Annotated in this window: 18 protein-coding genes and 1 riboswitch; of the genes, 7 read left to right on the top strand and 11 right to left on the bottom strand. The window is 56.9% G+C overall.

Features of this window, described 5'->3' with window-relative positions; all coding sequences use genetic code 11:
- Positions 1-341 precede the first annotated feature (341 nt).
- Together murI and btuB are read right to left on the bottom strand one after the other, a co-directional pair.
- Positions 342-1,193 (bottom strand): glutamate racemase, encoded by an 852-nt coding sequence (gene murI, locus N037_RS07420; RefSeq protein ID WP_023333835.1) that lies wholly within the window; start codon positions 1,191-1,193, stop codon positions 342-344.
- Complete coding sequence (gene btuB, locus N037_RS07415; RefSeq protein ID WP_023333836.1) at positions 1,138-2,985, bottom strand: TonB-dependent vitamin B12 receptor BtuB; 1,848 nt, start codon at positions 2,983-2,985, stop codon at positions 1,138-1,140. The genes murI and btuB overlap by 56 nt, the downstream gene beginning before the upstream one ends.
- Positions 2,986-3,051: 66 nt before the next feature.
- Positions 3,052-3,226, bottom strand: a riboswitch (cobalamin riboswitch).
- 104 nt (positions 3,227-3,330) lie between these two features.
- Between btuB and trmA the strand changes: the two genes are divergently transcribed.
- The gene (gene trmA, locus N037_RS07410) at positions 3,331-4,431 is read left to right on the top strand and encodes a tRNA (uridine(54)-C5)-methyltransferase TrmA (RefSeq protein WP_023333837.1); all 1,101 of its coding nucleotides are present in this window, start codon (positions 3,331-3,333) and stop codon (positions 4,429-4,431) included.
- A 90-nt stretch (positions 4,432-4,521) separates the two neighbouring features.
- Here the strand turns inward: trmA and N037_RS07405 are convergent, their stop codons facing one another.
- On the bottom strand, positions 4,522-4,881 hold the full coding sequence (locus N037_RS07405) for a YijD family membrane protein (protein ID WP_008501783.1): 360 nt from the start codon (positions 4,879-4,881) through the stop codon (positions 4,522-4,524).
- A 9-nt stretch (positions 4,882-4,890) separates the two neighbouring features.
- Positions 4,891-5,529 carry an HTH-type transcriptional repressor FabR gene (fabR, locus tag N037_RS07400; protein WP_008501784.1) on the bottom strand — a complete coding sequence of 213 codons (639 nt, stop codon included), beginning with the start codon at positions 5,527-5,529 and terminating at the stop codon, positions 4,891-4,893.
- Positions 5,530-5,725: 196 nt separating this feature from the next.
- Here fabR and sthA point away from each other — a divergent pair, with 196 nt between their 5' ends.
- Positions 5,726-7,126 (top strand): Si-specific NAD(P)(+) transhydrogenase, encoded by a 1,401-nt coding sequence (gene sthA / locus N037_RS07395; RefSeq protein WP_023333838.1) that lies wholly within the window; start codon positions 5,726-5,728, stop codon positions 7,124-7,126.
- On the opposite strand, the gene oxyR is transcribed toward sthA, so the two are convergent.
- The 4 genes from oxyR to argC form a co-directional block, all read right to left on the bottom strand.
- Positions 7,100-8,026, bottom strand: coding sequence for a DNA-binding transcriptional regulator OxyR (gene oxyR / locus N037_RS07390; protein ID WP_023333839.1), 927 nt, complete (start codon positions 8,024-8,026; stop codon positions 7,100-7,102). The genes sthA and oxyR overlap by 27 nt on opposite strands.
- 306 nt (positions 8,027-8,332) lie before the next feature.
- Positions 8,333-9,706 carry an argininosuccinate lyase gene (argH, locus tag N037_RS07385; RefSeq protein WP_023333840.1) on the bottom strand — a complete coding sequence of 458 codons (1,374 nt, stop codon included), beginning with the start codon at positions 9,704-9,706 and terminating at the stop codon, positions 8,333-8,335.
- 74 nt (positions 9,707-9,780) lie between these two features.
- Positions 9,781-10,557 carry an acetylglutamate kinase gene (gene argB / locus N037_RS07380; protein ID WP_156369714.1) on the bottom strand — a complete coding sequence of 259 codons (777 nt, stop codon included), beginning with the start codon at positions 10,555-10,557 and terminating at the stop codon, positions 9,781-9,783.
- A gap of 6 nt (positions 10,558-10,563) precedes the next feature.
- On the bottom strand, positions 10,564-11,568 hold the full coding sequence (gene argC / locus N037_RS07375; RefSeq protein ID WP_032639981.1) for an N-acetyl-gamma-glutamyl-phosphate reductase: 1,005 nt from the start codon (positions 11,566-11,568) through the stop codon (positions 10,564-10,566).
- A gap of 88 nt (positions 11,569-11,656) precedes the next feature.
- On the opposite strand from argC, the gene argE reads away from it, so the two are divergent.
- The 5 genes from argE to gldA all read left to right on the top strand — a co-directional run bounded on the left by argE (position 11,657) and on the right by gldA (position 18,473).
- A complete protein-coding gene (argE, locus tag N037_RS07370) occupies positions 11,657-12,808 on the top strand; it encodes an acetylornithine deacetylase (RefSeq protein WP_023333843.1) in 1,152 nt (383 codons plus the stop codon).
- A gap of 246 nt (positions 12,809-13,054) precedes the next feature.
- Positions 13,055-15,706: a phosphoenolpyruvate carboxylase gene (gene ppc / locus N037_RS07365; RefSeq protein ID WP_032639978.1), complete on the top strand. Its 2,652-nt coding sequence runs from the start codon at positions 13,055-13,057 to the stop codon at positions 15,704-15,706.
- A gap of 94 nt (positions 15,707-15,800) precedes the next feature.
- A complete protein-coding gene (locus tag N037_RS07360; protein ID WP_032639975.1) occupies positions 15,801-16,574 on the top strand; it encodes a helix-turn-helix transcriptional regulator in 774 nt (257 codons plus the stop codon).
- 120 nt (positions 16,575-16,694) lie between these two features.
- Positions 16,695-17,357 (top strand): fructose-6-phosphate aldolase, encoded by a 663-nt coding sequence (fsa, locus tag N037_RS07355; protein ID WP_023333846.1) that lies wholly within the window; start codon positions 16,695-16,697, stop codon positions 17,355-17,357.
- Between the two features lie 12 nt (positions 17,358-17,369).
- Positions 17,370-18,473, top strand: coding sequence for a bifunctional L-1,2-propanediol dehydrogenase/glycerol dehydrogenase (gldA, locus tag N037_RS07350; RefSeq protein ID WP_032639972.1), 1,104 nt, complete (start codon positions 17,370-17,372; stop codon positions 18,471-18,473).
- A gap of 84 nt (positions 18,474-18,557) precedes the next feature.
- Here the strand turns inward: gldA and katG are convergent, their stop codons facing one another.
- The 3 genes from katG to N037_RS07335 all read right to left on the bottom strand — a co-directional run bounded on the left by katG (position 18,558) and on the right by N037_RS07335 (position 24,540).
- Entirely contained in the window at positions 18,558-20,738 is a 2,181-nt protein-coding gene (gene katG, locus N037_RS07345) for a catalase/peroxidase HPI (RefSeq protein WP_032639971.1), read from the bottom strand.
- A 209-nt stretch (positions 20,739-20,947) separates the two neighbouring features.
- Positions 20,948-21,838 (bottom strand): methylenetetrahydrofolate reductase, encoded by an 891-nt coding sequence (metF, locus tag N037_RS07340; RefSeq protein WP_023333849.1) that lies wholly within the window; start codon positions 21,836-21,838, stop codon positions 20,948-20,950.
- A 269-nt stretch (positions 21,839-22,107) separates the two neighbouring features.
- Positions 22,108-24,540 (bottom strand): bifunctional aspartate kinase/homoserine dehydrogenase II, encoded by a 2,433-nt coding sequence (locus tag N037_RS07335; RefSeq protein ID WP_023333850.1) that lies wholly within the window; start codon positions 24,538-24,540, stop codon positions 22,108-22,110.

The raw sequence follows: 24,540 nt of genomic DNA, 5'->3' as shown, positions 1-24,540 counted from the left end.
CATGTTCACTCAGAGACTTGGTATTCATTTATTGTCCGAAGACATTAAGAATCCATGTCACTTTGAGTGCCCACACAGATTGTCTGATAAATTGTTAAAGAGCAGTGCAACGCGGCTTTCGCTCACCGTTGCGAGGTCCCGTATATTACGTTTTCCTCATTCAGAGTCAAGCAATTATTTTCGCTTTTCTCTGCTGGCGTTCATCTCTGAACCCCGCTAACCCGGCGGCCTGTAAGCCGTTGTTCCGTGTCAGTGGAGGCGCATTATAGGGAGTTCTCAGACGTTGACAACCCCTCTTTTAAAAAAAACTTTCAACCGTCTCTTTTTTGCTCAAAACCGTGCTACAGCGCCAGTTTTTCGAGCGTTTCAAAGCCATAACGGCGTAAAACGGGTAAAAGTTGCTCAGTCTCTTTCGTGAGGGCCATACAAAACGCGATATTCGCATCGGTAGATTTCGCATCTGGCGCTTCATGCTCCAGCAGCCATGCGGTGCGACGGGCGATAGCGGCACCGGAATCCACCAGGCGCGTCCCTTCCGGCAGCACCTCTAATAGCTCTTCCTGTAATAGCGGGAAGTGGGTGCAGCCCAGCACAACGGTATCCGGGGGTTCGGGCATCCGCAGCCACGGACGAAGAATACGACGCAGCTCGTCGAGTGATACCGCCTTTCCATGCAGCTTCGCTTCCGCCATCTCCACCAGCTCAGCCGAACCCAGCATCGCAATCTGGCATTCGTTGGCAAAACGGTCGATCAGCTCGCGGGTATAAGGACGCTTCACCGTGCCTCGCGTTGCCAGCAAACCCACAATGCCGTTCGCCGTCAGACGTGCAGCAGGCTTTATTGCAGGAACGACACCCACAACCGGGAACGGGAATTTTTCACGCAGGGCGGGAAGAGAAACGGTGCTCGCCGTATTACAGGCGATAACGGCCAGCGCAAGGGGATAGCGCTTTTGTACGGCGGTGACGATTTCAACCACACGCTCAACAATAAAATCTTCGCTTTTTTCCCCATACGGGAAAGCGACGTTATCGAAGGCGTAGATGTAATGGAGATCCGGCAGTAGATGCCGAATCTCATCATAGACCGAAAGCCCACCGACGCCGGAATCAAACACCAGCACGGTGGGACGCGGATTAGAAGGTGTAGCTGCCAGACAAGGTGTATTCCCGTCCTGCAGTTTGGTAGCCATAAACTGTCTCGTAATCTTTATCGAACAGGTTGGCTATTTTACCACGAACTGTGAGATGTGAGGTGACAGGATACGAAACTGCGACATCCCACAGGCTTACACCGCCCATTTTTACTTTCTCAGACGGATAAGTACCAAAGTCAGTGTCGTAACGCGTACCGAGGTAGTGATAAGTCAGGCTCCAGTCGAAATCATAGATCTGCGTATCGAGCTGATATTTCACCTGCTGTTTAGCACGACGGTCCAGAAGTTCGTTGGTTGCGGCATTGCGGGCATCCACATAGTCGTAGCCTACAGTATGCGTCAACGGGCCCGTATCAAATGATGCTGTCGCTTCCACACCTTTGATGCGTGCTTTACCGACGTTGTAATATTGCTGGAGGTTATTATTGAAGTCGATGAGATTATCAACGTCATTACGGTAGCCGGAGACGCGCCAGCTCACGCCCGCCGTCAGCCCTTCAAACGCACCTTCCCACTGCTTGCTCTCTTCTGGATCAAGATGGTCATTGCCATATAAACCATAAAGCTGACCCAGATTCGGTGCTTTATAGGCCGTACCATAAGAAGCAACAAAGCGGTAACCCTCCACGAACTCCCAGGCCGCACTACTTTGCCAGGTACCATGGCGACCGAACTGAGAGTTGTCATCGCTGCGAACCGCGCCTTCCAGAGTGAAGTCACCAAACTGCTGCAACCCGGTCAGGTAAACGCCGGTGTTACGCAGGTCGTAGCCGTTGGTCACGTAGTTTGTACCCGGTTCAGTGCTCTGCTTCTGCCAGTCAACGCCCGCGCCAATGTTTCCATGGCCAACATCAACGGAGTTGATCCACTGGACGTTGTACTGTTTGATTTCATCCAGCGTGGCTGTCGAATCGTAGCGGCCCAAATTTGGGTCGTAGTTATAGTCCTTGCTGTGGCTATAGCTGGTGAGCAACTGTGAATGGAAGATGTCATCGTTGAAGCGCAATCCCGCATCCCAGGTCTGACTATAGAGCTGGCGGGTATCGACCAGTACGTTAGGGGTAAATGAACTGTAGTAAGCGTCGTAGGCGGTACGGTTGCTGTAGCCAAAGCCGCGAACAAATCCGCTCCACTGCTCCGAGAATGCGTGATCCAGTGCACCATAGAGCGTTTTATTCATAAAGCCGTCGCGATCGGTCTGGGCAAGACCACCATTGTTGCCGTCTGCAACCACATCAAACCCTTTGGTATAGGTGTAATCACCCGCAAGCGTGACGCGCGTGCTGTCGCCCAATGTTTGCTGAGTACTGCCGCCATAATTCTGGTAACCATGCGACCCTACACCTGCATTCAGCGTGGTACCGTCCTTCGCGCGAGTGGTAATAATGTTTACAACTCCGCCGATCGCGTCCGAGCCGTATACAGCCGAACGCGGACCACGCACATATTCGATACGCTGCACCAGAGAGATCGGGAACTGGCTGAGATCGGATGACCCCGTAACGCCAGCCTGGTTAAGGCGGATCCCATCAACAAGAATCAGGACGTGGCTGGAGTTGGTGCCACGTATAAAGAGAGAAGAGAGTTGCCCCATCCCACCACTTTGCGCCGTATCCACGCCGGGCAGGCGACGCATAACATCCAGGACCGAGGTTGACTGCCAACGGTCAATATCGGCACGCGTAACAACCGTGTTTGCAGCCAGAATAGTTTTTTCAGGTTGTTCAAAACGATTTGCCGTCACCACCAACGAGTCGGCGCTATCCTGCGCCCAGCCCGAAAATGCCGTGACGGACAGCGCCGTCAACAGCGATACTTTTTTAATCATTGTTAAAGCATCCACAATATAAGAAGGATGCCGCAGGCCTCATCGATAGCACGCGATGATGAAACCAAATGCGACGTGATCCCGGCAGGTCTTCGGGCTAGGTGGCATATAAGGATGAAGACTTCCCATTTTCACAGTGTCTACAACGCTCATCCCGCCAGACTTTACCGCTGCGCGTCAGCTCCAGATTTACACTGGATTCCCTTTTCACTCTCAGGAGACCGGAAACAGAATGCTACAATTAGACACGTATAGATGTCCAGACAGCTATTGGCCATTAAATCTGGACATCCCCTGAACAATGCCTACAATCCCCGCGTAATTCATTATCACTCAGGACGCATCATGACCCCAGAACACCTCCCGACAGAACAGTACGACGCGCAGCTGGCAGAGAAAGTTGTCCGCCTGCAGAGTATGATGACGCCTTTCAACGCGCCCGTTCCCGAGGTGTTCCGCTCTCCTGTCAGCCACTACCGCATGCGCGCCGAGTTCCGCATCTGGCACGACGGCGACGACCTGTACCACATCATTTTCGATCAGCAGACGAAGTCCCGTATCCGCGTGGACAGCTTTCCGGCGGCAAGCGAGCTCATTAACCAATTAATGACGCTCATAATGGACGGCGTGCGTAACAATCCGGTACTGCGTAACAAGCTGTTCCAGATTGACTACCTGACCACGCAAAGCAATCAGGCGATTGTCTCTCTGCTGTATCACAAAGCGCTTAACGACGAGTGGCGCGAGCAGGCAGAAGCCCTGCGCGATGCGCTGCGTGCGCAGAACATCAACGTTCACCTGATTGGCCGCGCGACAAAAACCAAAATCATGTTGGATCAGGACTACATCGACGAGCGTCTGCCGGTGGCGGGTAAAGAGATGGTGTATCGCCAGGTTGAGAACAGCTTCACCCAGCCGAACGCCGCGATGAACGTGCAGATGCTGGAGTGGGCGCTGAAGGCGACGGAAGGGTCAACGGGCGATCTGCTTGAGCTCTACTGCGGTAACGGCAACTTCTCGCTGGCGCTGGCGCGTAACTTCGATCGCGTCCTGGCAACGGAAATCGCCAAGCCGTCGGTGGCCGCAGCGCAGTACAACATTGCCGCTAACCATATCGACAACGTGCAGATCATTCGTATGGCCGCAGAAGAGTTCACGCAGGCCATGAACGGCGTGCGCCAGTTTAACCGCCTGGAAGGGATCGATCTGAAGAGCTACCAGTGTGAGACAATTTTTGTCGACCCGCCGCGCAGCGGCCTGGACAGCGAAACCGAAAAGATGGTGCAGGCGTACCCGCGTATTTTATACATCTCCTGTAACCCGGAGACGCTGTGCAAGAACCTCGAAACATTAGGCCAGACGCACAAGGTTGAACGTCTGGCACTGTTCGATCAGTTCCCATATACGCACCATATGGAGTGTGGCGTACTGCTCACGGCGAAGTAATGTGGGCCTTGTAGGGCAGGTAAGCGAAGCGCCACCTGCCAAAAAAGCCGGATGGCGCTTCGCTTATCCGGCCTACAATGACAAAACCCTTTACTCTGGTAACTGGCTCTTACGGCTACGCATGCGCGAGCCAATCCAGAACACTAGCGCCACAGACAGTACCGCAGGGAAGAAGTTAGAGCCGATATCCGGATACTCCGCGCGCACCACGGTGCTATACAGCAATACGCCCAGAATAAAGCAGGCAGCGGCCAGCCCCGGTAACCCCACCGGCATGGTGCGGTTCAGGTAACGTTGATGCAGGCAGTAAACCGTCAGCACCAGCGCAATAAGCGGGAAAATCGAAAACGGCACGATTGAGCTAAAAATAGCCGCAAACGTACCATTAATGGATAAGCCAGCGATCAATGCCAGCAACAGCGTCCCTTTATCCTGACCTGACTGTTTCATTACTCACCTTCACTCTTCGGTTTGATGTGCCAGTTTCTCTTGTTCACGGCGATACCAGTAGTACGCGCCTTTGGAGATCATCCTGAGCTGCAATACCAGTCGCTCTTCGAGCTGTTTGCGTTGTTCAATGCTGACATCCAGCGCTTCGGCACCCGCGCTGAAAACAATCGTCACCATCGCCTCGGCCTGTGCTTCAGTAAACGCACGCGGCATATGGTTTTCGAGTTCAAGATAGTCGGCAAGTTCCGCGATGAAGTGCTGAATTTCACGCGCGACGGCGGCACGAAACGCCGCCGACGTGCCCGAACGCTCGCGCAGTAACAGACGAAACGCGTTGGGGTTATTGCCGATAAATTCCATAAAGGTCGATACGGAGGTGCGGATCACGCTGCCCCCTTTGGCGATACGCTGACGCGCCTGGCGCATCAGCTGGCGCAGCATTAAACCGCTCTCGTCGACCATGGTCAGGCCCAGTTCATCCACGTCACGGAAATGACGATAGAAGGACGTTGGCGCAATCCCGGCCTCGCGTGCGACTTCGCGCAGGCTCAAACTGGCAAAACTCCGCTCAGCACTCAGTTGACTGAATGCGGCTTCCACCAGCGAACGCCGGGTTTTCTCTTTTTGTTGTGCTCTTACGCCCATCACGATAGTTGAATCCTTCCAAAGGCCTGATGGCACTATACCAGAGAATAAAATTAATCTGTTTGCCTGGCTTTGTGAATGATTGTTTACGTGCGGTTTGTGCTCCACTGCCGGAAAAAAGCACAACGATAATTGGGTTACTCTGGCAATGATGTTATGATTCTGTTGCTTTTATGTATAAGAACAGGTAAGCCTTGCCATGCCACATTCCTACGATTACGACGCAATAGTTATTGGTTCCGGCCCCGGCGGCGAAGGCGCTGCTATGGGTCTGGTGAAACAGGGAGCCAGAGTAGCGGTCATTGAGCGCTACCATAATGTCGGCGGCGGTTGCACCCACTGGGGCACCATCCCTTCGAAAGCCCTCCGCCACGCCGTTAGCCGCATTATCGAATTTAACCAGAACCCTCTTTACAGCGACCACTCCCGACTTCTTCGTTCATCTTTTGCTGACATCCTGAATCACGCGGATACCGTTATTAACCAGCAGACGCGCATGCGTCAGGGGTTTTATGAGCGTAACCACTGTGAGATTTTGCAGGGCAACGCGCATTTTGTGGATGAACACACCCTGGCACTCGAATGCCACGACGGTTCGGTTGAAACCATCACGGCTGAAAAATTTGTGATTGCCTGCGGTTCACGTCCGTACCATCCGGCAGACGTGGACTTCTCGCACCCGCGCGTCTACGACAGCGACTCGATTCTGAGCCTGCATCATGAACCCCGCCACGTCATTATCTATGGCGCGGGGGTCATTGGCTGCGAATATGCGTCGATCTTCCGCGGAATGGACGTCAAAGTTGACCTGATCAACACCCGCGACCGCCTGCTGGCGTTCCTCGATCAGGAAATGTCGGACTCCCTCTCCTACCACTTCTGGAACAGCGGCGTGGTGATTCGCCACAACGAAGAGTACGAGAAGATCGAAGGCTGTGACGACGGGGTGATCATGCACCTGAAGTCCGGTAAAAAGCTGAAAGCAGACTGTCTGCTGTACGCCAACGGCCGTACCGGCAACACCGATTCACTGCAATTGCAGAACATCGGTCTTGAAACCGATAGCCGCGGTCAGCTGAAGGTCAACAGCATGTACCAGACCGCCCTGCCGCACGTTTACGCGGTCGGCGACGTGATTGGTTACCCAAGCCTGGCCTCTGCCGCTTACGACCAAGGACGCATTGCCGCACAGGCGCTGGTAAAAGGCGAAGCGACGGCGCATCTGATTGAAGATATCCCGACGGGCATCTATACCATCCCGGAAATCAGTTCAGTCGGGAAAACCGAGCAGCAGCTGACGTCAATGAAGGTGCCTTACGAGGTGGGTCGTGCGCAGTTTAAACATCTGGCGCGGGCGCAAATCGTGGGTATGAGCGTGGGGACGCTGAAGATCCTGTTCCACCGCGAGACGAAAGAGATCCTCGGCATTCACTGCTTCGGTGAACGCGCGGCGGAAATCATTCATATCGGCCAGGCGATAATGGAGCAGAAAGGTGGTGGTAACACCATTGAGTACTTCGTTAACACCACCTTTAACTACCCAACTATGGCGGAAGCCTACCGGGTAGCGGCACTAAACGGCCTGAACCGCCTGTTTTAACGCGCTGTCGAAATGGCCATCCATCGAACCGCGGATGGCCTCTGCCAGCTGCTCATAGCGGCTGCGCAGCGGTGAACCCGGACGATAAACCAGGCCGATCGTGCGACGCGGCTCCGGCTTAATGCACGGCAGATAAACCACGCCATCACGTTTACGCTCGCGCGGCACGGCCAGCGCAGGCAGCAGCGTAATACCGCTTCCCGCCGCGACCATATTACGCAGCGTCTCCAGGCTGGTTGCGCGGAAATGGGTATCCTCATCCGCACCCGCTTCGAAGCAGAAACCCATCGCCTGATCGCGCAGGCAGTGGCCATCTTCCAGCATCAGCAGCTTTTCACCGGCCAGATCGGCCATCGGCACGCGATCGCGGTTCGCCCACGGGTGATCTTCATAGATCGCCAGCATCATCGGCTCATCGAACAGCGGCACTTCAATAAAGGCTTCGCTCTCTTTCACCAGCGCCAGAATGGCGCAGTCGAGCTTGCCGCTATCTAACTGCGCCAGCAGCTGATGGGTTTGCGCTTCGTGCAGGTACATTTCGAGTTTCGGGAACGTCTGGTGCAGCATCGGAATGATGTGCGGCAACAGGTACGGGCCAACGGTTGGGATCAGGCCAATATGCAGCGGGCCGGACATCGCCTCCCCCTGCTGGCTTGCCATTTCCTTGAGCACTTTGACCTCGCGCAGCACGGTGCGCGCCTGATCCACCAGCAGAAGACCTGCCTGTGTGAACAGAACCTTACGACTGGTGCGCTCCAGCAGCATCACGCCCAGCTCGTCTTCCAGCTTGCGGATCTGACCGCTCAGCGTGGGCTGGCTGACGTGGCAGGAATCTGCCGCGCGGCGAAAGTGACGATGCTCGGCTAACGCTACCAGGTATTCAAGATCACGAATATTCATTATTCATCCTCCGTCGCCACGATAGTTCATGGCGATAGATAGCATAGCAACGAACGATTATCCCTATCAAGCATTCTGTTGAATAATACACCACATAGACGAGGCGGCACGTGTTTGACCCTTGACGTCCCCGCACCGTCAGCGAGTTTCTCTCAAAACTCGAACAACTAAAGCCAACGTGAACTTTTGCGGACCCCGTGGTCCGCTTTTTTTTTGCGTAAAAAAAAGCCTGGCACTAAGCCAGGCTCTGTTTTTCTCCCTCTCCCCGTGGGAGAGGGCCGGGGTGAGGGCACCCGCCCGCACAAATCAAACCAGCCGGTTTTTCGCATCCGAAATCGCCTGCGCCACCTGCTTCGGCGACACGCCGCCTTTCGCCGCACGCTTGTCCAGACAAGACTGCAGGGCCAGAATCGGATACACATCGTCTCCAATCACCGCGCTGAACTTCTGCAGGTCGGCCAGCGCCAGATCTTCCAGCGGTTTACCCTGACGAATGGCTTCCACTACCGCTTCACCCACAATATGGTGCGCTTCACGGAACGGTACGCCTTTCGCCACCAGATAATCCGCCAGTTCGGTAGAGTTCGCATAGCCCTGCTGGGCCGCTTCCTGGCAGCGCGGACGTTTCACCTGAATGCCGTCCAGCACCAGCGCGCCCATATGCAGGCAGTCCAGCCAGGTGTCGAGGGCGTCGAACAGCCCTTCTTTGTCTTCCTGCATATCTTTGTTGTACGCCAGCGGCAGCCCTTTCAGGGTCATCATCATGCCGGTCAACGCGCCCTGCACGCGGCCACACTTGCCGCGGATCAGCTCCAGCGCGTCCGGGTTTTTCTTCTGCGGCATCAGTGAAGAGCCGGACGTCACGCGATCGGACAGCTCGACGAAGCCCGCTTCGCCAGAGTTAAAGAAGATCAGGTCTTCGGCAAAGCGCGACAGGTGCACCATCCCGATAGAGGCATTCGAGAGCAGCTCCAGCACGTGGTCACGGTCAGAGACGCTGTCCAGGCTGTTGCGGGTGGCGGAGGCAAAGCCCAGCCAGCCTGCCAGCTGCTCACGGTCGATTTCATACGCCGTACCGGCCAGCGCGCCGCTGCCCAGCGGGCTGACGTCCAGACGCTTGAGCGTATCCTGCAGGCGGCTTTCGTCACGCGCAAGCATCTCAACGTAGGCCAAACACCAGTGCGCAAAGGTCACCGGCTGCGCGCGCTGCAGGTGGGTATAACCCGGCATCACCGCGTCCTGATTATTCTGTGCGGTCTCCACCAGCGCGGTCTGCAGCTGACGATTAGCCGCCAGCAGTTCGCCGACGGTATCTTTACACCACAGCTTAAGATCGGTTGCGACCTGGTCGTTACGGCTACGGCCGGTGTGCAGCTTTTTACCCAGTTGACCGACCTTGTCGATAAGCTTGCCTTCCACCCAGCTGTGAATATCTTCAGCATCGCTTTCGAGGATCTGCTGCGGGTTAAGACGCACCTCTTCCAGCAGATTATTCAGCGCTTCTTCCAGCCGTAATTGTTCGTCTGCGGTCAGTACGCCCACCGTCACCAGCGCTTTGGACCAGGCCACAGAGCCGACAATATCCTGTTCGGCCAGGCGGTAGTCGAAGCGCAAAGAGTCGTTGAACTGTTTGAACCGCTGATCCGCTGCCTGTGTAAAACGCCCACCCCAAAGTGCCATAACATGATTCCTTTATTCGTTAGTTCTGCCGGGTGGCGCTTCGCTTACCCGGCCTACGGTCATTCAATAAAAACTTACGCTAAAATACGCGTGCCAATCGGCGTGCCGTTAAACAGCGCCGGGAGCTGCTCCGCGTGACGCCAGGAGGCGATATCCACCGGGCGGCCCAGCGTGCGTGCGGCATCCAGCGCGGCGTTCACTTTGACGATCATGCCGTCGGTAATAATGCCCTGAGCAATCAGCTGCTCGGCTTTCTCAGCCGTCATTTCCGCAATGCGCTGGCCTTTACCGTCCAGAATGCCGCTCACGTCGGAGAGCAGGATCAGATCCGCACCCAGCGTTGCCGCCAGGGCAGTCGCCGCCTGATCCGCGTTGACGTTCATCAGCTCACCCTCTTCGGTCACACCGATAGAGCTTACTACCGGCAGGAATCCGCCTTCCAGTAGGGTGTTAATCAGCTTAGGCGAACCTGGCTGCGCCAGTCCAACGTGGCCGAGCGCTTCGTCGAGCTGGGTCACTTTTACGCTGTCGCCATCGCCCAGATAGAGGCCCACGGACGCGATGTTGTGTTTCTTCGCCCACGCCAGCAGCGTTTTGTTCGCCGTACCCGCCAGCGCACCGGTAATGATGTCAATCTGGTCAGCAGGCGTGACGCGCAGGCCGTTCTTCTTTTTCACCGGCAGGTTGAGCCCTTTCATCAGCTCGTCCACCACGCAGCCGCCGCCGTGCACGATCACCAGCGGACGCTGGTGTGATTCGCGATAGTTCACCAGCGCGGTAAACAGACGCTCCAGCGCTTCTTCGCTGTCCAGTAGTACACCACCGAGTTTGATAATTAATGGGTTCATCATCACACCTTAAATAAGAGCCTGCGTTTCCGGGAAACCGAAACGAATATTTGCACACTGCACAGCCTGTGCGGCAGCGCCTTTGAGTAAGTTATCTTCTGCGGCGACAACGATGAGATGCTCGCCCTGCACGGCAAAGCCGATGTCGCAGAACGGCAGGCCGACCACGTTTTTCAGCGCCGGCACGCCTTTATCGTACAGGCGCACCAGCGGTTTATCCGCATAGGCCTGCGTGAAGGCCTCGTTCACCTGCTCTTTGGTCACGCCGGGCTTCAGGCGGCAGGTAATGGTTTCGAGGATCCCACGCGGGAAGCTGCCCAGGTGCGGCGTGAAAATCACCTCCGCGCCCAGATGAGTGGTGATTTCAGGGTGATGACGGTGATTAAACACACCATACGGCTGAAGGCTCACTTCGCAGAAGCTGTTGGAGATAGCCGCTTTGCGCCCTGCTCCGCTCACGCCGCTGGTGGCGTTGATCACCGGCCACTGGTTGAGATCCAGCAGGCCTGCATCGATCAGCGGCTTCAGGGAAAGCTGCGCCGCCGTCGGGTAGCAGCCCGGCACGGCAATCAGGTCCGCTTCTTTCAGCTTGTCTGCGCTCCACTCCGCCAGGCCGTACACCGCTTTTTCAAGCAGATCCGGGTGCTGATGAGTGAAGCCGTAATATTTTTCGTAAAACGCGCCGTCGTTAACGCGGAACGCGCCGGAGAGGTCGAAGACCACGCAGCCGGCCGCCAGGAACTGCGGCGCCAGGTCGTGGCTGACCTCGTGCGCAGTGGCTAAAAACACCACGTCGACGCCGTCGGTAAACTCGCTGATGTCAGACATTGGCTGCAGCGGCAGATCGACAATGCCCTTAAGCTGCGGATGCAAATCGGAAATTAACTTTCCTGCATCATTGCTTTGCGCTGACACGGTCAAAGCGGTTATGGTCATATGTGGATGGCGATTCACGTAGCTTACAAGCTCTGCGCCCGCATAACCGCTAGCGCCTACAATCAGCGTATTCAACATCGGGTTCCTTTATGCTCAACGTTAGTGTATTTTTATTCACATTTATTGCATGAATATTGATACTATCACGACCTAAGGTGTGTCAACAATGAAAATGAACTTACCGCCATTTATCGAGATCTACCGCGCCCTGATTGCCACACCGTCCATCAGCGCAACGGAAGAAGCGCTGGATCAGAGCAATGAGTCTTTAATCAATCTGCTGGCGGGTTGGTTTAGCGATCTTGGGTTCAACGTTGAGGTTCAGCCCGTACCCGGAACACGCCACAAATTTAACCTGCTCGCCAGCACCGGAACCGGTGCGGGTGGCCTGCTGCTGGCCGGTCATACCGACACCGTACCGTTTGACGATGGCCGCTGGACGCGCGACCCGTTCACCCTGACCGAGCACGACAACAAGCTCTACGGTCTGGGCACCGCTGACATGAAAGGCTTCTTCGCCTTTATCCTCGACGCCCTGCGTGACGTGGACGTGACGAAGCTGAAAAAACCGCTCTATATTCTGGCGACCGCCGATGAAGAGACCAGCATGGCGGGCGCGCGCTACTTCTCTGAAAACACCTCGATTCGCCCGGATTGCGCGATCATCGGCGAACCGACTTCTCTGCAGCCGATCCGCGCGCATAAAGGCCATATTTCTACCGCCGTGCGCGTGCTGGGCCAGTCCGGCCACTCCAGCGACCCGGCGCGCGGCGTCAACGCCATCGAGCTGATGCATGATGCCATCGGCCGCATCATGACCCTGCGCGACGACCTGAAAGAGCGTTACCACTACGAGGCGTTCACCGTACCGTATCCGACGCTGAACCTCGGCAGCCTGCACGGCGGCGATGCCTCTAACCGTATCTGCGCCTGCTGCGAACTGCATATGGACATCCGCCCGCTGCCGGGCATGACGCTGAGCGATCTGGATGGTTTACTGAACGAAGCGCTGGCTCCGGTAAGCGAGCGCTGGCCGGGCCGCCTGACGGTCTCCGAGCTGCATCCGCCGATCCCGGGTTATGAATGCCCGCCGGATCATCAGTTGGTCGAAGTGGTGGAAAAGCTGCTCGGCGAAAAAACCGACGTGGTGAACTACTGCACCGAAGCGCCGTTTATTCAGACGCTATGCCCGACGCTGGTGCTCGGCCCGGGCTCCATCAACCAGGCCCATCAGCCGGATGAATATCTGGAAACCCGCTTCATCAAGCCCACCCGCGAGCTGATCGCCCAGGTTGTGCATCACTTCTGCTGGCATTAATGACCTTTCCCCTCTCGGAAGAGAGGGGAAAATCCCGCGATCTCCGTCACATTCCCATAAGCATCTCTTATCTGACGCAATACGAATTAAATTTCGTAAATTACCCACATTTATTCGTTTGCTGAACCGTTTTCGCAGCAATTGACGACGGGGGTTTTACGTGGCTTTATAAAGGGAGATGACAAAATAATGTCCAGAAGATTCTCGCCTGGGCATAAACAAAAATGATGGGGTGACTGGGTTTTTATGAACGAACAATATTCCGCGTTGCGTAGTAATGTCAGTATGCTCGGCAAAGTGCTTGGAGATACCATCAAAGATGCGTTGGGGGAGAACATCCTCGACCGCGTTGAAACCATCCGCAAGCTGTCTAAATCTTCCCGTGCCGGTAACGAGGCCAGTCGTCAGGAGCTGCTCACCACCTTGCAGAACCTCTCTAACGACGAGCTGCTGCCCGTTGCACGCGCATTCAGCCAGTTCCTGAACCTGGCCAACACCGCTGAGCAATACCACAGCATTTCGCCTAACGGCGAAGCGGCCAGCAACCCGGAAGTCATTGCCCGCACCCTTCGTAAACTGAAAGACCAGCCAGACCTCAACGAAGCCACCATCAAAAAAGCGGTGGAGTCGCTTTCGCTGGAGCTGGTGCTGACAGCTCACCCAACCGAAATTACCCGTCGCACCCTGATCCACAAAATGGTGGAAGTGAACAACTGTCTGAAGCAGTTGGATAATAAAGACATTGCCGACTACGAACGCAACCAGCTGATGCGCCGTCTGCGCCAGCTGATTGCCCAGTCCTGGCACACCGATGAAATTCGTAAGCATCGCCCAAGCCCGGTAGACGAAGCCAAATGGGGCTTTGCGGTGGTGGAAAACAGCCTGTGGGAAGGGGTGCCTAACTACCTGCGCGAGCTGAACGAACAGCTGGAAGAGAACCTGGGCTACCGCCTGCCGGTCGACTTTGTTCCGGTGCGCTTCACCTCCTGGATGGGCGGCGACCGCGACGGTAACCCGAACGTGACCGCGGAAATCACCCGTCACGTCCTGCTGCTGAGCCGCTGGAAAGCGACCGACCTGTTCCTGAAAGACATTCAGGTGCTGATCTCCGAGCTGTCGATGGTTGAAGCGACGCCTGAACTGCGCGCGCTGGCCGGGGAAGAAGGTGCCAGCGAGCCGTACCGTTTCCTGATGAAAAAACTGCGTGGTCAGCTGATGGCCACTCAGGCCTGGCTGGAAGCGCGTCTGAAAGGTCAGCGCCTGCCGAAGCCGGAAGGGCTGCTCAGCCAGAACGAACAGCTCTGGGAGCCGCTCTACGCCTGCTATAAATCACTGCAGGCCTGCGGGATGGGGATTATCGCTAACGGCGAACTGCTCGACACCCTGCGCCGCGTGAAGTGTTTCGGCGTGCCGCTGGTGCGTATCGACGTACGTCAGGAAAGTACCCGTCATACCGAAGCGCTGGGCGAGCTGACCCGCTATCTCGGCATCGGCGATTATGAAAGCTGGTCCGAAGCCGACAAACAGGCCTTCCTGATCCGCGAGCTGAACTCGAAGCGCCCTCTGCTGCCGCGCAACTGGGAGCCAAGCAACGAAACCCGCGAAGTGCTCAACACCTGTAAAGCGATCGTGGATGCGCCGAAAGGATCGGTGGCCGCCTATGTGATCTCCATGGCGAAGACCCCGTCCGACGTGCTGGGCGTTCACCTGCTGCTGAAGGAAGCGGGAATCGACTACGCTCTGCCGGTCGCCCCGCTGTTTGAGACCCTCGACGACCTGAACAATGCCAACGACGTCATGAGCCAGCTGCTGAATATCGACTGGTACCGCGGCTTTATTCAGGGTAAACAGATGGTGATGATTGGCTATTCCGACTCCGCGAAAGACGCGGGCGTGATGGCTGCATCCTGGGCGCAGTATCAGGCGCAGGACGCGCTGATCAAAACCTGCGAGAAAGCCGGTATTGAACTGACCCTGTTCCACGGACGCGGTGGTTCAATTGGCCGTGGCGGCGCGCCAGCACACGCGGCGCTGCTGTCACAGCCGCCGGGAAGCCTGAAAGGCGGCCTGCGCGTCACCGAGCAGGGCGAGATGATCCGCTTCAAGTACGGCCTGCCGGAAGTGACCATCAGCAGCCTGTCGCTCTATACCAGCGCTATTCTGGAAGCAAACCTGCTGCCACCACCGGAGCCGAAAGCATCCTGGTGCCATATCATGGACGAACTGTCTGATATCTCCTGCGATCTGTACCGCGGCTACGTGCGTGAAAACAAAGATTTCGTCCCTTACTTCCGCTCGGCTACGCCTGAGCAGGAGCTGGGTAAACTGCCGCTGGGCTCACGTCCTGCGAAGCGCCGCCCAACCGGTGGCGTAGAGTCTCTGCGCGCGATCCCGTGGATCTTCGCCTGGACGCAGAACCGCCTGATGCTGCCCGCCTGGCTGGGTGCCGGTGCCGCGCTGCAAAAAGTGGTGGAAGACGGCAAACAGAACGAACTGGAAACCATGTGCCGCGACTGGCCGTTCTTCTCTACCCGTCTGGGCATGCTGGAGATGGTCTTCTCGAAAGCGGACCTGTGGCTGGCGGAATACTACGACCAGCGTCTGGTGAAACCTGAGCTGTGGGCGCTGGGTAAAGAGCTGCGCGAACTGCTGGAAGGCGACATCAAAGTGGTGCTGGATATCGCCAACGACTCACATCTGATGGCGGACCTGCCGTGGATTGCCGAGTCTATTCAGCTGCGTAACATCTACACCGACCCGCTGAACGTCCTGCAGGCAGAGCTGCTGCACCGTTCGCGTCTGGCGGAAGAAGAAGGTAAAGAGCCGGATCCGCGCGTTGAACAGGCGTTGATGGTGACGATTGCAGGCGTTGCGGCGGGTATGCGTAACACTGGCTAATGCTTTATGCCCGGCGGCGCTGCGCTTGCACGGGCCTACGTCAAGTAGGCCGGGTAAGCGTTAGCGCCACCCGGCAAATTTCGGTAGTCCCCTTATGCATTTCGATATCACCCTGATTTTGACTGACCTAGTGAACCGCACGTTACCGCTGGGTCAGATTCATTTCTCAGCGCTGACTGAACAGCATCCCCGAACCTCTCCCTGCCTCGGCATTACGCTTGATACCCCCTGCGAGGCCTTTTTTTCTTTTTTTGGACAAATCACACCTCCCGCGCCTCACGTCCTGAGCATACATTTCGGTAAGCAGCAGCTTACAATCGAGTTACAGCGTGACAATGTACTCTTACAACAATTACAGATTGCCCGACGCGGCCCGCGAACCGGGGCTTTTCTTCTGCAAACGCTCACCGAATTACAGATGCAGCCTGAGGAGCAAGACACAGCAAGGTTGGTGATTTTAAGTCTGCTCAGCCACTGCCGGGATCTGCTTGGCAGCGAAATTCACACCGACAGCCGCAGCCGGGCACTGTTCGAAGCCGTTCGGAGCTATATCGAAGAAAATTATGCCTCTTTGTTAACTCGCGAATCCGTAGCACAGGCGTTCTACATCTCACCAAACTACCTTTCCCATCTATTCCAGAAAGTCGGCAGCGTCGGATTCAATGAATATTTAACAAAAACGCGCCTGGAACATGCGCGTCAGCTACTGAAAGGCTACGATCTCAAAATTAAAGATATCGCCACTCGCTGCGGATTTACGGACAGCAACTACTTTTGCCGTCTCTTTCGCAAACACACCGAACGTTCCCCTTCCGAATATCGACGCCAGTATCACAGCCAGCTCATCGCAAAAAAAGTAGCATTGTGATCGCTCTCTCACTTCGCTAAGGACATTACATTTGTCCAGTATTTAGCAAAATTGACCTGTATCGGCCGCGCCTGGCAGGGCCTTATCCTTTATTTAACCTTTCTGACTTAAGGAAAAATAATGGAACTGTACCTGGATACCGCCAACGTGGCGGAAGTTGAACGCCTGGCCCGCATCTTCCCTATTGTGGGCGTCACCACCAACCCGAGCATCATTGCCGCCAGCCGTGAATCCATCTGGGACGTGCTGCCGCGTCTGCAAAAAGCCATTGGACCGGAAGGCACGCTGTTTGCTCAAACCATGAGCCGCGATGCCGAAGGCATGGTGGCGGAGGCAAAACGTCTGAGTAACGCCATCCCGGACATCGTGGTAAAAATCCCGGTCACGGCTGAGGGCCTTACCGCAATCAAGGTGCTGAAAAAAGAGGGCATTACCACGCTGGGGACCGCCGTTTACAGCGCGGCACAAGGTTTGCTTGCCGCGCTGGCAGGCGCGAAATATGTCGCGCCGTACGTCAACCGCGTTGACGCTCAGGGCGGTGATGGCATTCGCATGGTCCAGGAGCTGCAATCCCTGCTGGAACTGCACGCGCCAGAAAGCAAAGTGCTGGCCGCCAGCTTTAAAACCCCGCGTCAGGCGCTGGACTGCCTGCTCGCCGGATGTGAGGCAATCACGCTTCCCTTAGACGTAGCGCAACAAATGCTCGGCACGCCAGCGGTAGAGTCAGCCATAGAGAAGTTCGAGCAGGACTGGAAAAACGCGTTTGGTAACCTCAACCTCTAAGGGAGAACTGTTATGGACCGTATCATTCAATCGCCGGGGAAATATATTCAGGGCGCTGATGTGCTTACCCGTCTCGGCGACTACCTGAAACCTCTGGCCAATCGCTGGCTGGTTGTCGGCGATAAATTTGTGCTGGGTTTTGCCGAAGAGGCCCTGCGTCAGAGTTTTAAAAAAGCCGAACTGCATGCCGAAATCGCGCCGTTTGGTGGCGAATGTTCACAAAATGAAATCGATCGCCTGAAAAAGCTGGCCGATAGTGCCGACTGCATGGCGGTGCTGGGCATTGGCGGCGGTAAAACGCTGGATACCGCCAAAGCGCTGGCCCATTTTATGGACGTACCCGTCGCCATTGCGCCAACAATTGCCTCCACCGATGCGCCGTGCAGCGCCCTTTCCGTCATTTACACCGACAGCGGTGAGTTCGATCGCTACCTCATGCTGCCGCACAACCCGAACATGGTTATCGTCGATACCAAAGTGGTAGCGGGTGCGCCGGCACGTCTGCTTGCTGCCGGGATTGGCGATGCGCTGGCGACGTGGTTTGAAGCGCGCGCCTGCTCGCGCAGCGGCGCGACCACCATGGCGGGCGGCAAATGTACGCAGGCAGCACTCGCGCTGGCCGAGCTGTGCTACAACACGCTGGTTGAAGAGGGTGAAAAAGCCATGCTGGCCGCGGAACAGCATGTGGTTACACCGGCCCTGGAACGCATTATCGAAGCCAACACCTATCTCAGCGGCGTAGGCTTTGAAAGCGGCGGGCTGGCGGCGGCACACGCTATTCATAACGGTATGACGGCGGTACCGGACGCGCACCACTTCTATCACGGCGAAAAAGTGGCGTTTGGTACGCTGACGCAGCTGGTACTGGAAAACGCGCCGGTAGAAGAAATAGAGACCGTCGCCGCGCTTTGCCACAGCGTTGGGCTGCCGATCACGCTGGCACAGCTGAACATCAAAGAGGATATTCCGGCCAAAATGCGTCTGATCGCGGAAGCCTCCTGTGCCGAAGGAGAAACGATCCACAACATGCCCGGCGGCGTCACGCCGGATCAGGTGTATGCAGCGCTGCTGGTGGCCGACCAGTATGGCCAGCGGTTCCTGCAGGAGTGGGAGTAAATAGCGTGAATAAAAATCCCCGCATCAGCGGGGATTTTTTTTGCCTGTATGCCGGGTAAGCGTTAGCGCCACCCGGCACAAGGGTTACTGCAGGTCAAACCGGTCCAGATCCATGACCTTCGCCCAGGCGGCAACGAAGTCGCGGACAAACTTCTCATGCGCATCATCACTGGCATAAACCTCTGCCAGCGCGCGCAGGACGGCGTTAGAACCGAAGACCAGATCGGCGCGGGTGGCGGTGTATTTCACTTCACCGCTGGCGCGATCGCTTCCGGCAAACAGTTCGTTTGATTCGTCGGTCGCCTTCCACTGAGTGTTCATGTCCAGCAGGTTCACGAAGAAATCGTTGCTCAGCACGCCCTCGCGGTCGGTGAACACGCCATTCTTACCGCCATCAAAGTTGGCACCCAGCACGCGCAGGCCACCGATCAGCACCGTCAGCTCAGGCGCGGTCAGCGTCAGCTGCTGGGCTTTGTCGATCAGCAGTGACTCAGTGGTGGACACATCCACCTGCGCACGGTAGTTGCGGAAGCCGTCGGCAATCGGTTCGAGCAGGTTAAACATCTCGATATCCGTCTGATCCTGACGCGCATCCACGCGGCCCGGGGTGAACGGCACGTTGACATAAACGCCTGCGGCTTTTGCCGCCTGCTCAACACCTACCACGCCTGCCAGTACGATGATATCGGCCAGAGAAGCTTTGTTGGTGGTGCGCTGGATAGCCTCCAGAGCCGGCAACGCGCGAACAGCCGCGGCGTTAACGTCCCAGTCGCGCTGAGGAGCCAGCGCCAGACGCGCGCCGTTGGCACCGCCGCGCTTATCGCCACCGCGGAAGGTTGAAGCTGACGCCCAGGCAACCGAAACCAGTTCGCTCACGGACAGACCGGATGCCACGATTTCAGCCTTCAGGCTTTCAATGTCTTCTTTCGACGGATTGAACACCGCCTGCGGCAGCGGATCCTGCCAAATCAAATCTTCTTTCGGCACTTCAGGGCCGATGTAGCGCGCTTTTGGCCCCATATCACGGTGGGTCAGCTTGAACCAGGCACGCGCGAAGGCTTCGTTGAAAGCCTGCGGATCGTTCAGGAAGCGGCGGGAAATTTTCTCGAATTCCGGGTCAAAACGCAGCGTCAGGTCGGTGACCAGCATAGTAGGTTTGCGTTTTTTCGACGGGTCGAACGGATCGGGCATGATTTCCGGCGCATCCACGGCTTCAAACTGAATCGCACCCGCCGGGCTGCGGGTCTGTACCCATTCATATTTGAACAGGTTCTCGAAGAAGTAGTTGCTCCACTGGGTCGGGGTTTGCGACCAGATAACTTCCAGACCGGAGGTAATGGCATCTGCACCAACGCCCGTACCGTGCGTGCTGGCCCAGCCCAGACCCTGCGCTTCAATCGGCGAGGCTTCCGGATCGGTGCCCACGTGGGTGGCTTCACCCGCGCCGTGGGTTTTGCCGAGGGTGTGGCCGCCTGCGATCAGCGCAACGGTCTCCTCGTCGTTCATCCCCATGTTGCCGAAGGTCGCGCGAATGGCTGCCGCTGCAGACAGGGGTTCACCGCTGGCGTTCGGTCCTTCAGGGTTAACGTAGATCAGGCCCATTTCGGTGGCGGCCAGAGGGCGCTTCGCCAGCGCTTCCGGGTCGCGGTGGGTCAGCCAGGCTTTTTCATCACCCCAGTTCACGTCGAGATCCGGTTCCCAGACGTCTTCACGCCCGGCACCAAAACCAAAGGTGCGGAAGCCGGAGTTCTCCAGTGCGACGTTACCCGCGAGGATAAAGAGGTCAGCCCAGGAAATTTTTTGTCCGTATTTTTGCTTGATTGGCCACAGCAGACGACGCGCTTTATCCAGGCTCACGTTATCCGGCCAGGAGTTCAGCGGCGCAAAGCGCTGTTGACCGCGTCCAGCCCCACCGCGCCCGTCAACGGAGCGATAGGTACCCGCGCCGTGCCAGGCCATACGGATAAACAGGCCCGCATAGCTGCCCCAGTCGGCAGGCCACCACGGTTGGGAGTCAGTTAAAAGTGCTTTGAGATCGCCTTTAAGAGCGGAGTAATCAAGCTTGCTGAATTCTTTGCGGTAGTCGAAGTCTTCACCCAGCGGGTTCGAACGGTTGGAATGTTGGTTAAGAAGATCGATGCGGAGTTGTTTTGGCCACCAGTCGCGGCTGCTTGTACCTGCGCCCGCGCTGTGATCGACGCCGCCCTGATGGAACGGGCATTTGCCGACTGATGCCGCTTTATTGGTCTCGTCTGACGTGCTCATCGCTATGCTCCCTTTTACAGTGTTACCGTTACGATATACGCCCTTGTTGATAAGGTATAGTTGAGATAACCCACAGATTCGATAGTTAAATCCGTTTAATTTCCCATGGAAAATACATGAGTTATGTACGTCAAAGGCAGCATTGCTGATATGGCAGGAAAATAAAACCCTTATAAATCAAAAAACCCTCCGAAGAGGGCCCTTTTTTGTTACACGCCGGGTCTAACGCCGAGCGTATGGCATATGGCGTAACTCATCTCTGCACGGTTCAGCGTGTAGAAGTGGAAATCCTTCACCCCTTCACGACTTAAGATCTTCACCATGTCCATCGCGATATTTGCGCCCACCAGCTTGCGTGTTTCCGGGTCATCGTCCAGCCCCTCGTACATTTTAGACATCCACAGCGGAATGCGCACATTGGTCATATCAGCAAATTTCTTCGCCTGTTTGAAGTTAGACACCGGCAGAATACCCGGGATAATCTCAACGTCGATGCCTGCGGAGACGCAGCGGTCGCGAAAGCGCAGGTAGCTTTCCACATCAAAGAAGAACTGGGTAATGGCGCGGTTCGCGCCAGCGTCCACTTTACGCTTCAGGTTAAGCAGATCGGCCTGGGCACTTTTCGCTTCCGGATGCACTTCAGGATAAGCGGCAACGGAGATATCAAAGTCAGCCACATCTTTCAGCAGCGCGACCAGATCGGCGGCATACATGTCCGGCTTACCGCTACCCGGCGGCAGATCGCCGCGCAGCGCGACAATATGACGAATGCCGTTATTCCAGTAATCCTGGGCGATGGCCTGCAGCTCGTCGCGGGTGGCGTCGATACAGGTAAGGTGCGGCGCCGCTTCCAGACCGGTACGATCTTTAATGCCTTTAATGATGCTGTGCGTGCGGTCACGCTCGCCGGAGTTCGCACCGTAAGTCACGGAGACAAACTTCGGTTTCAGGCTGCTGAGACGATCGATAGAGCTCCACAGGGTTTGCTCCATTTCACTGGTGCGCGGCGGGAAAAATTCAAAAGAGACGTTAATCTGGCCGTTTACTTCGGCCAGGCTCTGATTCAGTGCTTCCCGCTGGTTGGCGTGAAAAAAGCTCATACCTTACCTCTATCAATCGCATGTCGTTGTCTGTTGTGTTGTGAACTTCTATACGTTTAGACGTCCAGATGTAAAAATGACGGAAAAGCGGAGGGACGTCAACATAAATAATCAACAATAACGGTGAGGTTTGCTCAGGGAAGATGAGAGAAATTCAGGATGAGGGTGGGAAGGCCCCTCACCCCGGCCCTCTCCCCAAAGGGGCGAGGGGGAAAAGACCGCACCGAGCAGTCCCCTCTCCCCTTTGGGGAGAGGGTTAGGGTGAGGGGTTACAGCAGCTTAGCCAGACGGTTAATGTCGGACTGGATCGCCCCGGCGGTGACATCGCGCCCCGCGCCCGGACCGCGGATCACCAGCGGGTTATCGCGGTACCAGCGGCTTTCGATGGCGAAGACGTTATCACACGGCAGCAGCGCCGCCAGCGGATGTTCAGGACGCACCGCCTCGACGCCGACTCGCGCTTTTCCGTTGGCCTCGAAACGCGCCACGTAGCGCAGCACCAGCCCCATCTCGTTCGCGGCTTCCAGACGCTGCACCATCTGCTCGTTAAGCTCTTCACCATTTTCAAAGAAATGGTCCACAGAGCCTTCTTCACAGCCGGCAGGCACCAGCGATTCGACGCGGACGGCATCCGGTTCGATGTCGTAACCGGCTTCACGCGCCAGGATCACCAGCTTACGCATCACGTCTTTACCGGAGAGGTCAACGCGCGGGTCGGGTTCCGTTAAACCCTGCTGCCAGGCCTGATCCACCAGGTCGGTGAAGGGTACGGTGCCGTCAAACTGCAGAAACAGCCAGGAGAGCGTGCCGGAGAAGATGCCGCTCAGCGCCAGAATGCTGTCGCCACTTTCAATGAGGTCGCGCACGGTGTGGTTAACCGGCAGGCCAGCCCCTACCGTGGCGTTATAAAGCCAGTGGCGCCCTGTTTTTTCAAACGCGTCGTGGATCTGGCGGTATTTGTCGGTGCTGCTCGCCCCCGCCAGCTTGTTGGCGCTGATGACGTGGAAGCCGTGGCTGGCGAAATCAAGGTACTGATCGGCAAGCTGTTCGCTGGCGGTCACGTCCAGCACCACCAGATCGTCATACGGGTGCGCGCGCATCCACAGGAACAGCGACTCTTCATCCTGCTCTACGGCTTCATCATTAAAGAAGGCAAGCGCGCGGCTGGCGTCCAGCCCTTCGTAGTTCAGCAGGCTGCGGCGGCTGTCCACGACGCCCGCGAGAATGAATTCGAATCCGGTACGCGCCGAGAGCGTGACCTGCTCGCGGGCGAACAGCTCCAGCCAGCGGGAACCGATGTTGCCTTTACCAAACAGCACCAGACCGATGCGCTTTTCCGCGCGGAACAGGGAGGTGTGCAGGCCCTGAATCAGGCTCTCGGTTGGCCCTTTACGCAGGACGGCGACCAGGCTGATACCCTCTTCCGACTGCCAGGTAAATTCCACCGGCTGGCCTTTCAGCTGCTGCCAGAAGCGGTGGCAGTGCAGCGGGTTACGGGTGACACCCGCACCCACCATCGCCACCAGCGCCAGCCCCTGACGCAGGCGAAGCTCGCCCGGCAGGCCCGCTTCATCCAGAATTTTCAGCGCGCTGTCAGCCACTTCAGCGGTATAGCAGAACTGCAGCAACTGGCGGTCATTGTGAACGCCAACGGCCAGCGGGCGCACCTGAGCGCGCTTTAATACCAGGTCGATATCTTTATGTGCCAGCTTGAAGTCCTGGCCCGCAGGCACCTGGAACTCAATCAGACAGATGTCGTCGTGGCTGGTGACAATACGCGCGCCCGTACCGGAGGCCAGTACGCGTTCAATACGGGTAGAGCCTTGATCCGGGGTATAGCTGCAGCGCAGCTGGAGGTCGATATCGCTGCCGGAAACCGGCTGCAGGGTGCGCGCGTGCAGTACCGGCGCGGCCAGGCGCGCCAGCTCGCTGGCTTCGTCGAGACGCAGCAGCGGCAGCAGACAGGCATCTTTTACTTTACGCGGGTCCGCGCTGTACACACCGGCCACGTCGCTCCAGATGGTGACGCGGGACACGCCCGCCAGCGCGCCAATTTGCGTTGCCGAGTAGTCCGAGCCGTTACGGCCCAGCAGCACGGTTTCGCCCGCGTTGCTGCGGCTGATAAAGCCGGTGACGACAATACGTTTGCCCGGATGCTGCACCAGCAGCTGTTGCAGCAGCGGGTAGGACAACCCTTCATCTACCTGCGGCTGCGCGGCGCGTTCGGCGCGCAGGAAATCACGCGCGTCGAGCCAGGCCGCCTCTACGCCCAGGTGCTGCAGCACGGCGGCCATCAGGCGCGCGGACCACACTTCACCGTGGCCCACCACTTCGGCGTACACCGCGTCGGTGATCCCGCTGTCCAGCAGGGCAGCCAGACGTTCAAGGTCATGCGTGAAGGCGCTGATCAGCCCGTCCGCCACGTCCGCAGGCAGCAGGCCGGCAATCAGCTCGCTCTGATAACGGCGTAAGGACTGTTGCACCTGATGCGCAGAAAGGCGATCGGTCTGGCTCAGTTTCAGCCAGCTAATCAACTGGTTGGTGGTGCTGCCCGCCGCCGAGACAACCATCATGTCACCCGGCTGTGAATATTCCGTCATGATCCCTGCAACGCGCAGGTAACACTTCACATCAGCAAGACTACTACCACCAAACTTGTGCAGTTGACGACCCTTCGCCCCTGCCTGCGCTATCACACTCAT

It is taken from the genome of Enterobacter sp. EGD-HP1 (assembly GCF_000733275.2).
In the GTDB taxonomy this organism is placed as follows: Bacteria; Pseudomonadota; Gammaproteobacteria; order Enterobacterales; family Enterobacteriaceae; genus Enterobacter.
This window is presented reverse-complemented; position numbering and strand designations above follow the sequence as displayed.